We start from the raw sequence: 14,957 nt of genomic DNA, 5'->3' as shown, positions 1-14,957 counted from the left end.
AGACCGCATGCTTTTTCCCACGACCATCGTCGGCAGCTATCCCCAGCCCGAGTGGCTGATCGACCGGGCCAAGCTCGCCGGCCGTTTCCCCCCGCGGGTGCGGGCGAAGGAGCTGTGGCGGCTGCAGGAGCCCTGGCTCTCGCAGGCGCAGGACGACGCAACGCTGCTCGCGATCCGGGCGCAGGAGGATGCGGGCCTGGACATCGTTTCCGACGGCGAGATCCGGCGCGAGAGCTATTCGAATCGCTTCGCCACGGCGCTGGAGGGAGTCGACCTGGACAACCCCGGCTCCGCCCTGGACCGCTCCGGCCACCCCAATCCCGTGCCGCGCATCGTCGGCCGCATCCGGCGGATGCGACCGGTGGAAGTGGAAGACCTGAAGTTCCTCAAGGCGAACACCCGGCGCATGACCAAGATCACCGTGCCCGGCCCGTTCACGATGCTGCAGCAGGCCCAGAACGACTTCTACGAGAGCGAGGAAGCGGCGGCCATGGACTATGCCGAGGCGGTGAACGCGGAGATCAAGGACCTGTTCGCGGCCGGTGCCGACGTCGTCCAGATCGACGAGCCCTACATGCAGGCGCGCCCGGAGAAGGCGCGCCAATACGGCCTGCAGGCGCTCAACCGGGCGCTCGAAGGCGTGCAGGGCACGACCTGCGTCCACATCTGTTTCGGCTATGCCGCCGTCATCCACCAGCGGCCGAGCGGTTACTCGTTCCTTCCCGAGCTGGCCGGTTGCCGATGCCGCCAGGTGTCGATCGAAACTGCACAGTCGCACCTGGACACCCGCGTGCTGCGCGAACTCGGCGGCAAGCAGGTGCTGGTGGGCTGCCTCGACCTGAACGACCTGCAGGTGGAAACTCCGCGGTTGGTCGCCGACCGGATCCGGCGCGCGCTCGAACACATCAAGCCCGAGCAGGTCGTCCTGGCTCCGGACTGCGGCATGAAGTACCTGCCGCGGGACGTGGCCCAGGGCAAGCTCGTGTCCATGGTCGAGGCGGCGAAACAGCTGCGGCAGGAGTTCGCCGCGGCTTGAGCGGAGCCGATCTGCGGCGTTCTTCGGGGACAATCGGCGCATGCAAACGCTTGTCCGTTACCTGCCGGGCAACGCCCCCCTGGTGCTCGATTCGCCGCACAGCGGCGTGGACTACCCGAAGGACTTCCGCAGCGCGCTCTCGCTGGACGTGTTGCGTCGGGCCGAGGACACGCACGTCGAGAAGCTGTACGACTTCGCACCTGGGCTGGGCGTTGCGTGGGTGGAGGCGCTCTTTCCCCGCAGCTACCTCGATGCCAATCGCGATCTGACGGAGCTCGATGTCGAGCTGCTGGAGGATGCCTGGCCCGGGCCCCTGTCCCCCGATCCCGCCGTGCTGTCCAAGGTGCGGCTGGGCAAGGGCCTGATCTGGCGCTGCACCGACGAAGGCCTGGACCTGTACGACCGCAAGCTCACGGCGGCCGAGGTGCGCCAGCGCATCGAGCGATGCTGGCGTCCCTACCACACGGCCGTCGCAGAGGCGATCGCCAACGCCCACGCGCGCCACGGCTACAGCATCCATCTCAACTGCCATTCCATGCCGGCGGTTGCGGCCAGCCATGCCACCGAGTTCCCCGGCCTCGTGCACGCTGACTTCGTGATCGGCGACCGGGACGGCAGCACGGCGAATCCGGCCCTGTCCCTCCTGGTTTGCGAAGTGCTGCGGGGCTTCGGCTACGACGTCGCCTACAACCATCCCTACAAGGGCGTGGAACTGGTCCGCCGCTATGGCGACCCGCAGGCGCAGCGGCACAGCATCCAGGTGGAGATCAACCGCAAGCTGTACATGGACGAACACACGCTGGAGCCGCACCACGGGTTCGCCACCTTGCGTGGGCAACTGCGCCAGCTGGTGGAGCAACTCCTCGCGACCGACCCACGGAAGCTCGGCTGATGGATCGGGTCGGGGCCGTGGTGATCGGGGCGGGGGTCGTCGGCCTGGCTGTCGCACGCGCGCTCGCGCAGGCGGGCCGCGAGACCATCGTCGTCGAAGCGCAGCCGGGCATCGGCCAGGGCGTGAGCTCGCGCAACAGCGAGGTGATCCATGCGGGGCTTTACTACACCCCCGGATCGCTCAAGGCGAAGCTTTGCGTGCGCGGCAAGGAACTGCTCTACGCGCTGTGCGCTTCGCATGGGGTGGACCATCGTCGCTGCGGCAAGCTCACGGTGGCGAACACGGAACGGGAAGTGCAGGCCTTGCGCGGTCTTCAGGACCGGGCAGCCGCCAACGGCGTGCCGGTGGATTTCCTGGAGGGCGCCCAGGCGCGGTCGCTCGAACCGGCCCTGCGATGCATCGCTGCGCTGCACTCGCCCAGCACGGGCATCGTCGACAGCCATGGCTTCATGCTGGCGCTGCAGGGCGACCTGGAGCACTCAGGCGGGATGGTGGCCCTGGGAACGCAGGCCGTCGGCGCAACACTTTCGACCCATGCGGGCGATCCGCACGTGCTGCGCTTCGCCGACGGCGGAGAGCTCGCCTGCGACCTGCTGGTGAACGCGGCGTCGCTGCACGCCTGCGGACTCGCGCGCCGGTTCGAAGGACTGGATCCCCGGTTCGTTCCGCGCGAGTGGTTCGCCAAGGGCAATTACTACGCGCTCGCGGGTCGCTCTCCCTTCCGCCATCTGATCTATCCGGCGCCTGCGGATGCGTGGCTCGGCGTGCACCTGACCCTGGACCTGGGCGGACAGGCCAAGTTCGGCCCCGACCTCGAGTGGCTGGACGTCGGCACCCCGGAGGACATCGACTACCGGGTGGATCCCGCGCGCGCGGATGGGTTCTACGCGGAGGTGCGGCGCTACTGGCCCGGGCTGCCCGACGGCGTGCTGGCGCCCAGCTACAGCGGCGTCCGGCCCAAGATCCACGGTCCCCACGAAAACGCGGCGGACTTCCGGGTGGACGCCCCGCGCCTGCATGGCGTGCCGGGGATGCTCAATCTCTTCGGCATCGAATCGCCCGGCTTGACCAGCGCGATGGCGATCGGCGAACTGGCCGTTTCCGAACTGCTGGCCTGAAGTCGATCTTCAGGCCCCGGCGGTGGCGCGTTGCGCGCGGAAAGCACGCGCGATTTCGTCAACCAGGGCAGGGCCCTTGTAGATGAGCCCGGTGTAGATCTGCACCACATCGGCTCCCGCCTGCAGCTTGGACAGCGCGTCGTTCGCGCTCAGCACGCCACCCACGCCGATGATGGGATAGCCGCGGCCCAGCGTGGCGCGCAGCTGCGCGATGACGCGGTTGCTGGCGTCCAGCACCGGACCGCCGCTCAGGCCCCCGGCTTCCTCGGCGTGCTTCAAGCCCTTCACCTTGTCGCGCACGATGGTGGTGTTGGTCGCGATCACGCCATCCATCCCGTGGCGGCGCAGCGTGGCCGCGATCACCTCGACCTGGCCGTCGTCGAGGTCGGGCGCGATCTTCACGAAGATCGGCACGCGCCGGCCAAGCTGCGCCGCCAGTTCCTCGCGCCGCGCCGCGATGGCGGAAAGCAGCGCGTCCAGAGCGTCGTCGCTCTGCAGCGCGCGCAGGTTCTTGGTGTTGGGGCTGGAGATGTTCACCGTCACGTAGTCGGCGTGCGGATAGACACCGGCCAGGCAGGCGAGGTAATCCCCGGTCGCCTCCTCGATGGGCGTCGCCGCGTTCTTGCCGATGTTGAGCCCGAGCAGCCGTCCCTGCCGGCGAAAGCGCGAACGCTGCACGTTGGCGACGAAGGCATCCAATCCATCGTTGTTGAAACCCAGGCGGTTGATCAGTGCGTTGGCTTCCGGCAGGCGGAAGATGCGCGGCCGCGGATTGCCCGGCTGCGGCTTTGGCGTGACGGTGCCGACTTCGATGAAGCCGAAGCCCATGCCCCCCAGTGCGTCGATGCAGCGCGCGTTCTTGTCCAGCCCGGCCGCCAGGCCGAGGCGATTGGGAAAGCGCAGCCCGGCCAGCTCGATCGGGTCGGGCACGAAGCGGTTGCAGTACGCCCATTGCAGGGGCGTGCCCTGCAGCCGCGCCAGCGAGGCCAGCGTCAGCTCGTGCGCGGTTTCGGGGTCGAGGCCGAACAGGAAGGGACGGGCGAAGGCGTAGGGCAGGAGGGACATCCGATAATTCCGGCTTCTAGATCAAACCGGGGATTGTCGCGTGACGCAGGATGAACTCAAGACGCTGGTGGGGCAGGCAGCTTTGAAGTACGTGGTGCTCGGGGAGATCGTGGGGGTCGGCACCGGCTCCACCGTCAACAAGTTCATCGAGGCGTTGGGCACGATCAAGGACAAGGTCGCGGGGGCTGTGTCGAGTTCAGTCGCTTCGACCGAGCGGCTGCAGGCCCTCGGCATCCGCGTTTTCGACGCGAACGAGGTCGGCGAGCTGGCGGTCTACATCGACGGCGCGGACGAGATCGATGGCCGCGGCCACATGGTCAAGGGCGGCGGCGCGGCGCTCACGCGCGAGAAGATCGTCGCGGCGCAGTCGCGGCGCTTCGTCTGCATCGCCGACGAGTCCAAACGGGTGGAGGTGCTGGGCCGCTTTCCGCTCCCGGTGGAAGTGATCCCGATGGCGACGCAGCGCATCGTGCGCCAATTCCACAAGCTGGGCGGCGCCGCCAAGGTCCGCCTCAAGGACGGCCAGCCGCTCGAGACGGACAACGGGCAGCACATCCTCGACGTGACCGGCCTGCAGATCAGCGATCCCCTCGCTTTCGAGAGCGAGGTCAACCAGTGGCCGGGGGTGGTGACGGTGGGCGTGTTCGCCCACCAGAAGGCCCAGGTCTGCCTGCTTGCCACCGCGAGTGGCGTGCAGACCCTCGTCTACTAGGAACGGCCGCTCAGAAGCGGATTCCGGCGGGATTGGCCGGGCCGGGTTCGCTCGGCGCCGGTGCTTCCGCCTGCGGAACGGGCGCACGCGCGGCTGCGGGAGCAGCGGCAGCGGGCCGCGGTTGCTGCGCAGCCACCAGGGGCGTGGCTTCCGGGTTCCGGTAGCTCGCCGGCAGCTGCGAAGAGCGCGGATAGCCCGCGGCGTCCAGGTATTGCGACCATTCGACTTCGTTGAAACCGCGGATGTGCTGCGCGCCGATGGTCGCGAAGGGCATGCTGGTGCCGCCGGAGATGCGCTGCAGGGCCTGCACGTCGTCCTCGGTGACGATCGACTTCTCGGTGAAGGGAACGCCCCGGCGCATCAGGTAGCTGCGCGCGGTGAGGCAGGGCGAGCAATCCGCGCCGTTGTAGATCGTCACCGGAAAGCGGCCGGCTGCCTGGCGGACTTCGGCGGGCAGGCTGGCGGTGGAAGGTCCGCCGCCGCCGGCGACGGGAACGGCCTGCGTGGGCGTGGCCTTCGCGTCGGAGGGCGCACGATCGGAGAAAGTCACCTTTCCATCCGGCCCGACGATGCGATAAACCTGCGCGTTGACCGCGACACCTCCCAGGCTGGCGCAGGCCACGAAAGCGGCAAGCGCCGCGACACGGACGTTCGACATCGGCTGATCCCCCAATTGGACTTTGGGGACGATTCTCTCAGGCCATTCCCTGGTGGCGCAACAAGGCATCGAGGGTCGGTTCACGGCCCCGGAAGGCCTTGAACGACTCCATTGCCGGCCGGCTGCCACCGGCTTCCAGGATCGCCTCGCGGTATTTCCGGCCCGTCTTGACGCTGGGCAGGCCCTCCTGGTCCGCCGTTTCCTCGAAGGCGGCGTAAGCGTCGGCGCTGAGCACTTCGGCCCACTTGTAGCTGTAATAGCCCGCCGCGTAGCCACCGGCAAAGATGTGACTGAACGTGTGTGCCATGCGGTTGAAAGCGGGGGGATGCAGCACCGCCACCTCGTCGCGGACCTGTTGCAAAAGAGGCATGAAATCGGCCTCCGGATCGTGTTGCGAATGCAACAGCATGTCGAACAGGGCGAATTCGATCTGCCGCAGCGTGGCCAGGCCGCTCTGGAAATTCTTGGCCGCGATCATCTTGTCGAACAGCTCCCGCGGCAGCGGCTCGCCCGTGTCCACGTGCGCCGTCATGTGCTTCAGCACGCCCCATTCCCAGCAGAAGTTCTCCATGAACTGGCTGGGCAGCTCCACGGCATCCCATTCCACGCCACTGATGCCGGACACATCCCGCTCGTTCACCCGGGTGAGCATGTGGTGCAGCCCGTGGCCGGATTCGTGGAACAAGGTGATGACGTCGTCATGCGTGAGCAGCGGCGGCTTGCCGTCGACGCCCTCGGCGAAGTTGCACACGAGGTGGGCGATCGGCGTCTGCAGCTGACCGCTGTCGGGGCGCAGCCACCGTGCGCGCACGTCGTCCATCCAGGCGCCGCCGCGCTTGCCGGTGCGCGCGGAAGGATCGAGGTAGAACTGGCCGACGAGCGTGCCGCCGCGTTCGATCCGGTAGAACTCCACCGAAGGATTCCAGGCGGGCGCGTGGTCGCGGCGGATCTCGACCTCGAAGAGCGTCTCGACGATCTTGAACAGGCCGGCCAGCACCTTCGGCGCGGTGAAGTACTGCTTCACCTCCTGCTCGCTGAACGCGTAGCGCGCTTCCTTGAGCTTCTCGCCGATGTACGACCAGTCCCAGGCCTGCGGATCCTCGATGCCCAGTTCCTCCTGGGCGAAGGACCGCATGTCCTGCACGTCCTTTGCCGCGTAGGGGCGCGCGCGGTGCGCGAGGTCGCGCAGGAAGCGGATCACCTGGTCCGGCGATTCCGCCATCTTCGGCACGACCGACACCTCGGCGAAGCTGGCGTAGCCGAGGAGGCGGGCCTCTTCCTGCCGCAGCGCGAGGATTTCCCGCACCAGGGGCGTGTTGTCGAACTGCGGATCGCCCTGGTCGCTCGCACGCGTGACGTAGGCCCGGTACAGCCGCTCGCGCAAGGTGCGGTTGTGGCCGAACTGCATGACCGGCAGGTAGCTGGGCATCTTGAGCGTCAGCTTGTGGCCGCTCTTGCCTTCTGCTTGCGCGGCGGCACGCGCGGCCTGCACCACGTCGGGCGGCACGCCATCCAGTTCGTCCGCGGAGGCGTAGTACGCGAAGGCGTCGGTGGCGTCCAGCGCGTGCTCGCTGAACTTCTGGCTCAGTTCGGCCTGCCTTTCCTGGATCTGCGCGAAGCGCTCCTTGGCCGCGCCGGTGAGTTCGGCCCCGGACAGCAGGAAGTTGCGCAGCGCGTTCTTGTGGGCCTGCCGCTGTTCCGGCTGCAGCGTGGCCGGATCGATGGCCTTGTACTTCGCGTAGAGCTTCTCGTCGGCGCCCAGGCGGGTGAAGAATTCGGTGACCCGCGGCAGGGCCTCGTTGTAGGCGGCGCGCAGTTCGGGAGTGTCCGCCACGGCGTTCAGGTGGCCCACCATGCCCCAGGCGCGGCCCAGCCGCTCGGTGGCCACGTCCAGCACCTTGGCCATCGCGTTCCAGTCGGCGGGGAAGTCGGGCTGGGTGACCGCCGCCAGGGCCTGGTTCGCCTGGCCCAGCAGTTCATCCAGCGCGGGCGCCACGTGTTCCGGCCGGACCTGGTCGAAGAGGGGGAGGTCCTTGAAGTCGAGGAGGGGATTGCTCATGCCGCTCATTTTGCGGCAGCTTGCGACCCATCCAGGCCCGTGGGGCCTTCGAGAATCGCTATCGCCGCGATCAGGCCGCGGCGCGCTCCGCGGCTTCGATGGTGTTGACCAGCAGCATGGCGCGCGTCATGGGCCCCACGCCCCCGGGAACTGGCGTGATCCAGCCGGCCACTTCCTTCACCCCCTGGAAGTCGACGTCGCCGCAGAGCTTGCCCGCCTCGTCGCGGTTCATTCCCACGTCGATCACCACGGCGCCCGGCTTGACCATGTCGCGCGTCAGCACGTTGCGTTTGCCGACGGCGGCCACCACCACGTCGGCCTGCAGCGTGATGGCCTTCAGGTCCGCGGTCCGGCTGTGGCAGATCGTGACGGTGGCATCGCGGCCCAGCAGCATCAGGGCCATGGGCTTGCCGACGATGTTGCTGCGGCCGATGACGACCGCATGCTTGCCCTTCAGGTCGTAGCCGATCGCGTCCAGCATCTTCAGGCAGCCATAGGGCGTGCAGGGCCAGAAGCCGGGCTGGCCCACCATCAGCGCGCCGGCGCTGGCGACGTGGAAGCCGTCCACGTCCTTGGCGGGAGCGATGGTTTCGATCACCTTGTGGGTGTCCATGTGCTTGGGGATCGGCAACTGCACCAGGATGCCGTGCACGGCCGCATCGGCGTTCAGCGCCCGGATCCGCGCCAGCAGGTCGGCCTCCGTCATCGTGGCCGGGTAGCGTTCCAGCGTGGCTTTCAGGCCGGTCTGCTCGCTGTCGCCGACCTTGTGCTTCACGTACACCTGGCTGGCGGGATCTTCGCCCACCAGGAGGATGGCGAGATGAGGCTGGATGCCACGGGACTTGAGGGCCTGGGTGCGGCCGGCGACTTCGTCACGGACCCGCTTGGCCAGCGCGTTGCCGTCGATGAGGGATGCGGTCATGGGAGGAGGGGAGGAAAAACGCGCCCGGGCGGGCGCGTCGTGGGGAAGGATGCGGGCTTCAGGCCTTGGGTGGCGTCTGGCCCAGCGCGATCTTCAGCAGGTCCGCGACCGTGTTGGCGTTCAGCTTTTCCATGATGTTGGCGCGGTGCGCTTCCACCGTCTTGATGCTGATGCCCAGGTCGTCGGCGATCTGCTTGTTCAGGCGGCCGGCGACGATGCGTTCCAGCACCTGCGCTTCGCGCGAGGTCAGCTTGGACAACAGCGCATCGCGGCTGGCGGCGCTCTGGAATTCGGCAAAGGTGTCCTTGGCGCGCTCGAGCATGCGCTCGACCAGGCTCACCAGCTCGTCTTCCTTGAAAGGCTTCTGGATGAAATCCATCGCGCCCTTCTTCATCGTGTTCACCGCCATCGGTACGTCGCCGTGGCCGGTGATGAAGACGACGGGCAGGGGCGACTTGCGTTCGACCAGGCGGTCCTGCAGTTCCAGCCCGGTCATGCCGCCCATGCGGATGTCCACGATCAGGCAGGCAACCTCTCGCGGGTCGTAGCGCGCGAGGAAGGACTCGGCGGAGTCGAAGCAGCGGACGCGATAGTCCTTGCCTTCCAGCAGCCACTGCAGCGAATCACGCACGGCCTCGTCGTCGTCGACCACGTAGACGGTGCCCTTTTTCGGAATCAGGCTCATGCCGTTGTCACCCCCGCGTCCTTGCCCACTATCGGATTTGTAGCGCCCGAGACCGGTATCCAGAAGGAGAACCGGCAGCCGGAAACTTCGGCGCCATTGTAGATGTTCTCCGCCTGCATTCTTCCCTGGTGCGATTCCACGATGGAGCGGCACAGGTTCAGGCCGATGCCCATGCCGTCGGCCTTGGTGGAGAAGAAGGCCTCGTACAGGCGCTCCATCACTTCCGGGGCGAGGCCCTGGCCGGAATCCACCACGGAGAACTCGACCACCTGCTGGGCGTCCAGCTGCTTGGGCAGCACCCGCAGCTCCACGCTGCGGCGTCCCGGCGGCCGCTTGGCCTGTTCGATCGCTTCCGCGGCGTTGCGCAGCAGGTTCACCAGCACCTGCTCGATCAGGATCGGGTCCACCATCAGGTGCGGCAGGCGCGCGGCGACGTAGTGCGACATGCGCACGTTGCGGCGGCGCAGTTCGATCTCGGCGAGCTCCAGCGCTTCGCTGACCATCACGCTGACGTCGGACAGCGAACGGTTGGGTTCGCTGCGCTTCACGAAGGTGCGGATGCGCTGGATGATCTGGCCCGCCCGCTGCGCCTGGCGCGCCGTCTTGTCCAGGGCCGCCAGCACGTCGTCCTCGCTGATCTGCTTGCTGCGGATGCGCGACATCAGGCCGTTGCAGTAGTTGGAGATCGCGGTGAGCGGCTGGTTCAGCTCGTGCGCGACGCTGGAGGCCATTTCGCCCATGGTGATCAGGCGGCTGGAGGTCTGCGCGCGCTCGGCCTGCGCGGCCGCCTGCTCTTCCGCGTTGCGCCGCGAGGTGATGTCGGTGGCGATCACCATCTGCGCGAGGCGCCCGTCGACCCAGTTCAGGTAGCGGGACCGCACTTCCAGCCATTTGCCCAGTTCGGGCACGAAGATCTCCGCGTTCTCGGAGGTCGCGGCGGTGAGGCTGTTGGTGGGCAGGCCGACGAAGGAGTCCACGTCGTCCAGCGACTCGTCGCTGGGCCGGGGCGCTTCCGCCATGCCGGCCTGCGCGACCATCTGCAGGTGGCCGCCGGCGCGGCCGCCGAACCAGAGGCGGTACAGCTTGTTGGCGAACAGCAGTTCCTCGCTGCCCAGGGGCGCGACCGACACGGAGGCGTCCAGCGCTTCCAGCACGGTGGTGAAGCGTTCGTGCGAGGCCTGGAGTTGTTCGCGGATCCGCGTGGGCTCGGTGATGTCCGTCATGGACGTCATCCAGCCGGTCTGGTGGCCCTTGGGATCCACCAGCGGCGACACGTACAGGCGCGCATCGAACAGGCTGCCGTCCTTGCGCTTCACGCGCACCTGGAAGCCGCCCTGGATGGTGCGCCCGTGCAGTTCATCGTCCAGGCGGGCGGCGAGCAGTTCGCGGTCCTCGTCGGGCCAGTACGGGAAGGGCGGGGTGCGTCCCACCAGTTCCGCCTCGCTCCAGCCGGTCATCTGGCAGAAGGCTGCGTTGACGTAGGTGATGCGGCCGTGCATGTCGAGGGCACGCATGCCCGTGAGCATGGAGTTTTCCATCGCGCGCCGGAAGTTCGTTTCCGCCATCAGCGCCTGCTGCGCCTGCATGCGCCGGCGCGTGTGGCGCCAGTTGGCGATCAGCATCCACGCAGTCATGGCGGACAGCGCGCCCACCAGCCAGAAGAGGCCGCTGCCGATCACGCCGAGCCCCGTGCGGTAGGCCTGCGCGCGCACGATCAGCCCGTTGCCGACCGGCGAAACCGGCACCTCGTATTCGTTCGGCTGGGCCGCCCAGGGAAGGAATTGCGTGGCCGGGTTGCGCGGCGGCACCGAGTTGCCGGCCAGGATGCGCCCCTTGCCATCGAGCAGGGCGACCGCGTACTTGGCCGAGATCTCCGCCGGAACGCCATAGCGCAGCAGGCCGTCGATGGAGTATTCGCCCAGGATCACGCCACCGAACTTGCCCTGGTCCGCCAGCGGCACGTGCAGCTGCAGCAGTCCGGAGCTGTCGGGGCCGGCGACCGGTTGCGAGTAGACCGGCTGCTGCAGGTCCCGCGCGAGGCTGTACATGGATTCGGTCTCGCCCGGACGCAGCACTTCGCCGCGCACGCGTGCCTGCGCAACCGCCAGGCTCGGGGCCGCATAGCTGGCGGTCAGCCGGCGGCGCTCGTCGATCCACGTGAGCATCAGCAGCTCGGGGTACTGCGCGATCATGGATTCGGCGCGCACCACGAATTCCTCGGCGTCGACTTCCTTGTTGGAGATGTCGCGCGCGACGCGCATCAACTGTTCCTGGCGCTCCAGGAGGCGAAGACGCATTCTCTGCTGCGCGTACTCGACGTCGCGCTTCACCGCCTCCTGCTCGCGGTCCATTTCCTCCAGCCGGAGATACCAGAAGGCGGAAACGATCGCAGCCAGGAACAGCAGCACGGCCGCCAGCGGTGCGAGCATCGCGAAGCGGTCCTGGCGGGTGGGCGTCTGGCGACGCCACCAGTGGCGCCACCAGTTGGGGGTCGTGCCTTCGGAGGGCAGCTCCGAAGGAGGTGAGTCATGCATGAGTGGAGGTAGTTTAGGCGCGCGCCGTCCGTGCGACCTTCCATGAGYAACGCGCAAGCCATCCGTGACGCAGACAAGAGTTCATATTATGAAATCGATACGCACCATTTGAAAAGTCACCCATTTTTATGCGAAACTCGCGCACGCTGCCGGGGCAGCCCGTACTAAATTCACTCGCACGCAACAAGGAGACAACAAATGTCCGCTCAGCCCGATCAGGTCTTCGGCTCGGCCGCCAACGATGCAGACGCGCAGGAGACGCGGGAATGGGTGGAGGCCCTTTCGGCCGTCATCGCCACGGAGGGCCGCGAGCGCGGGCATTTCCTGCTGGAGCAGTTGCTGGAGGAGGCCAGGCAGCAGGGCATCGATATGCCCTTCTCGGCCACCACGGGCTACGTCAACACGATCGAGCCGCAGGACGAGGAGCGCTGCCCCGGCAACCTCGAGATCGAGGAGCGTCTGCGCGCCTACATGCGCTGGAACGCCATGGCGATGGTCGTGAAGGCGAACCGGCTGCACCCGGAAGACGGCGGCGACCTGGGCGGCCACATCAGTTCCTTTGCCTCGCTCGCCACCATGCTGGGCGCCGGCTTCAACCACTTCTGGCACGCCGAGAGCGAGAACCACGGCGGCGACTGCCTGTACATCCAGGGCCACAGCGCGCCCGGCATCTACGCCCGCGCCTACCTGGAAGGCCGCATCAACGAGGAGCAACTGCTCAACTTCCGGCAGGAAGTGGACGGCAAGGGCCTGTCCAGCTATCCCCACCCGAAGCTGATGCCCGAGTTCTGGCAGTTCCCGACGGTGTCGATGGGCCTGGGCCCACTGATGGCGATCTACCAGGCGCGCTTCCTGAAGTACCTGCACGCCCGCGGCATCGCCAACACCGAGAACCGCAAGGTCTGGGCCTTCCTGGGCGACGGCGAGATGGACGAGGTGGAGTCGCTGGGCGCCATCGGCGTGGCCACGCGCGAAAAGCTGGACAACCTGGTGTTCGTCGTCAACTGCAACCTGCAGCGCCTGGACGGCCCGGTGCGCGGCAACGGCAAGATCATCCAGGAGCTGGAAGGCGAATTCCGCGGCGCCGGCTGGAACGTGGTCAAGCTCGTGTGGGGCAGCTACTGGGACCCGCTGCTGGCGCGTGACAAGGAAGGCATCCTGCGCCAGGTCATGATGGACATCGTGGACGGCGACTACCAGGCCATGAAGGCCAACGACGGCGCCTTCGTCCGCAAGAACTTCTTCGGCCGCCATCCCAAGCTGCTCGAAATGGTCGCGAAGATGAGCGACGAGGACATCTGGCGCCTGAACCGAGGCGGCCATGATCCGCAGAAGGTCTACGCGGCCTTCCATCGCGCGGCCACCACCAAGGGCCAGCCCACCGTCCTGCTGGTGAAGACGGTCAAGGGCTTCGGCATGGGCAAGGCAGGCGAAGGCAAGAACATTGCGCACCAGGCCAAGAAGCTGGGCGACGACGACATCCGCATCTTCCGCGACCGCTTCAACATCCCGATCCCGGACGACAAGCTCGCCGAGATCCCCTTCTACAAGCCGGAAGAGCACACGCCGGAGATGCAGTACCTGCACCAGCGCCGCAAGGCACTGGGCGGCTACCTGCCCAAGCGCCGTCCGAAGGCGGACGAGCAGCTCAAGGTGCCCGCGCTCGACGCCTTCAAGGCCGTGACCGATCCGACCGCGGAAGGCCGCGAGATCTCGACCACGCAGGCTTACGTCCGCTTCCTGACCGCGCTGCTGCGGGACAAGGAGCTCGGCCCTCGCGTGGTGCCCATCCTGGTCGACGAGGCGCGCACCTTCGGCATGGAAGGCCTGTTCCGCCAGATCGGCATCTACAACCACGAAGGCCAGAAGTACACGCCGCAGGACCGCGACCAGGTTTCCTATTACAAGGAAGACGTGGCCGGCCAGATCCTGCAGGAAGGCATCAACGAGGCGGGCGGCATGGCCAGCTGGATTGCGGCGGCGACGAGCTACAGCACCAGCAACCGGGTCATGATCCCGTTCTACATCTACTACTCGATGTTCGGGCTGCAGCGCGTGGGTGACCTGTGCTGGGCGGCGGGCGACATGCAGGCGCGGGGCTTCCTGCTGGGCGGCACCTCGGGCCGCACCACGCTCAACGGCGAGGGCCTGCAGCACGAGGACGGCCACAGCCACATCATTGCGCAGACCATCCCGAACTGCGTGAGCTACGACCCGACCTTCGCGCATGAAGTCGCGGTGATCATGCAGCACGGCTTGAAGCGCATGGTGGAGAAGCAGGACAACGTCTTCTACTACATCACCCTGCTCAACGAGAACTACCCCATGCCCGGCCTGCAGGCCGGCACCGAAGAGCAGATCGTCAAGGGCATGTACGTGTGCAAGCCCGGCGCCGCCGGCAAGCTGCGCGTGCAGCTGCTGGGATCCGGCACCATCCTGCGCGAGTCGCTGGCCGCGCAGGAACTGCTGGCGAAGGACTGGGGCGTCCAGGCCGACGTCTGGAGCTGCCCGAGCTTCAACGAACTGGCGCGCGACGGCCTCGACTGCGAGCGCCACAACATGCTGCACCCGACGGCCACGCCGCGCGTGCCTTTCGTGACGCAGCAGCTGGACAAGCACGCCGGCCCGGTGGTGGCTTCCACCGACTACATCAAGCAGTACGTCGACCAGATCCGCGCCTTCATCCCCAAGGGGCGCGCGTACAAGGTGCTCGGCACCGACGGCTTCGGCCGCAGCGATTTCCGCAGCAAGCTGCGCGAACACTTCGAGGTGAACCGGCACTACATCGCCGTCGCCGCGCTCAAGGCGCTGGCGGAAGAGGGGACGCTGCCGGTGGCCAAGGTCGCCGAGGCGATCCATCGCTACGGCATCAAGGCCGACAAGGTCAACCCGCTGTACGCCTGACGCGCCGACAATCGGTCCCTACAAAGAGAAGGCCCGCGTTCGGGCCGCGGAGAACAAGAACATGGCTCAGGTCGAAGTGMRGGTCCCSGACATCGGSGACTTCAAGGAMGTCGCCGTSATCGAASTGCTGGTGAAGCCCGGCGACRCGRTSAAGGYSGARCAGTCGCTCRTCACSGTCGAGTCCGACAARGCCTCGATGGAGATTCCTTCCAGCCACGCGGGCGTGCTGAAGGAACTGAGGGTGAAGCTCGGTGACAAGGTGGCCGAAGGCTCGGTGATCGCGATCGTCGAGGCGGTGGGCTCCGCAGCCGCGGCCGCGCCGGCACCCGCCACGGCATCGGCACCCGCGCCGGCACCGGCACCGGCACCGGC

Annotated in this window: 12 protein-coding genes; 6 read left to right on the top strand and 6 right to left on the bottom strand. The window is 67.3% G+C overall.

The window, feature by feature from the left end; genetic code table 11:
- The first annotated feature begins 7 nt into the window (after positions 1-7).
- The 3 genes from AC1DSA_RS10380 to AC1DSA_RS10370 are packed head-to-tail and all read left to right on the top strand — an operon-like array spanning position 8 to position 3,046.
- Entirely contained in the window at positions 8-1,036 is a 1,029-nt protein-coding gene (locus tag AC1DSA_RS10380) for a uroporphyrinogen decarboxylase family protein (protein ID WP_477888750.1), read from the top strand.
- 40 nt (positions 1,037-1,076) lie between these two features.
- Positions 1,077-1,928 (top strand): N-formylglutamate amidohydrolase, encoded by an 852-nt coding sequence (locus AC1DSA_RS10375; RefSeq protein WP_477888748.1) that lies wholly within the window; start codon positions 1,077-1,079, stop codon positions 1,926-1,928.
- Positions 1,928-3,046 (top strand): NAD(P)/FAD-dependent oxidoreductase, encoded by a 1,119-nt coding sequence (locus AC1DSA_RS10370; RefSeq protein WP_477888746.1) that lies wholly within the window; start codon positions 1,928-1,930, stop codon positions 3,044-3,046. Before AC1DSA_RS10375 ends, AC1DSA_RS10370 begins: the two co-directional genes overlap by 1 nt.
- 9 nt (positions 3,047-3,055) lie before the next feature.
- Here the strand turns inward: AC1DSA_RS10370 and AC1DSA_RS10365 are convergent, their stop codons facing one another.
- Positions 3,056-4,111 carry a quinone-dependent dihydroorotate dehydrogenase gene (locus AC1DSA_RS10365; RefSeq protein WP_477888744.1) on the bottom strand — a complete coding sequence of 352 codons (1,056 nt, stop codon included), beginning with the start codon at positions 4,109-4,111 and terminating at the stop codon, positions 3,056-3,058.
- Positions 4,112-4,151: 40 nt separating this feature from the next.
- On the opposite strand from AC1DSA_RS10365, the gene rpiA reads away from it, so the two are divergent.
- A complete protein-coding gene (gene rpiA / locus AC1DSA_RS10360) occupies positions 4,152-4,823 on the top strand; it encodes a ribose-5-phosphate isomerase RpiA (RefSeq protein WP_477888742.1) in 672 nt (223 codons plus the stop codon).
- Positions 4,824-4,833: 10 nt separating this feature from the next.
- On the opposite strand, the gene AC1DSA_RS10355 is transcribed toward rpiA, so the two are convergent.
- The 5 genes from AC1DSA_RS10355 to AC1DSA_RS10335 all read right to left on the bottom strand — a co-directional run bounded on the left by AC1DSA_RS10355 (position 4,834) and on the right by AC1DSA_RS10335 (position 11,681).
- Positions 4,834-5,481, bottom strand: coding sequence for a glutaredoxin family protein (locus tag AC1DSA_RS10355; protein WP_477888740.1), 648 nt, complete (start codon positions 5,479-5,481; stop codon positions 4,834-4,836).
- Between the two features lie 37 nt (positions 5,482-5,518).
- Positions 5,519-7,540, bottom strand: coding sequence for a M3 family metallopeptidase (locus AC1DSA_RS10350; protein WP_477888738.1), 2,022 nt, complete (start codon positions 7,538-7,540; stop codon positions 5,519-5,521).
- A 70-nt stretch (positions 7,541-7,610) separates the two neighbouring features.
- Complete coding sequence (locus AC1DSA_RS10345) at positions 7,611-8,462, bottom strand: bifunctional methylenetetrahydrofolate dehydrogenase/methenyltetrahydrofolate cyclohydrolase (protein ID WP_477888736.1); 852 nt, start codon at positions 8,460-8,462, stop codon at positions 7,611-7,613.
- 58 nt (positions 8,463-8,520) lie between these two features.
- Positions 8,521-9,147 (bottom strand): response regulator transcription factor, encoded by a 627-nt coding sequence (locus AC1DSA_RS10340; protein ID WP_340354574.1) that lies wholly within the window; start codon positions 9,145-9,147, stop codon positions 8,521-8,523.
- Positions 9,144-11,681, bottom strand: coding sequence for a PAS domain-containing sensor histidine kinase (locus tag AC1DSA_RS10335; protein WP_477888733.1), 2,538 nt, complete (start codon positions 11,679-11,681; stop codon positions 9,144-9,146). The genes AC1DSA_RS10340 and AC1DSA_RS10335 overlap by 4 nt, the downstream gene beginning before the upstream one ends.
- A 198-nt stretch (positions 11,682-11,879) precedes the next feature.
- Between AC1DSA_RS10335 and aceE the strand changes: the two genes are divergently transcribed.
- On the top strand, positions 11,880-14,585 hold the full coding sequence (gene aceE, locus AC1DSA_RS10330; protein WP_477888731.1) for a pyruvate dehydrogenase (acetyl-transferring), homodimeric type: 2,706 nt from the start codon (positions 11,880-11,882) through the stop codon (positions 14,583-14,585).
- Positions 14,586-14,646: 61 nt separating this feature from the next.
- Positions 14,647-14,957, top strand: a 311-nt coding sequence (locus AC1DSA_RS10325; protein WP_477888729.1) for a biotin/lipoyl-containing protein, incomplete at its 3' end; no start/stop codon positions are given.

It is taken from the genome of Ramlibacter sp. P4_H7 (genome assembly GCF_056400765.1).
The sequence above is the reverse complement of the archived record's forward strand: the minus strand, read 5'-3'. Positions and strand labels throughout refer to the sequence as shown.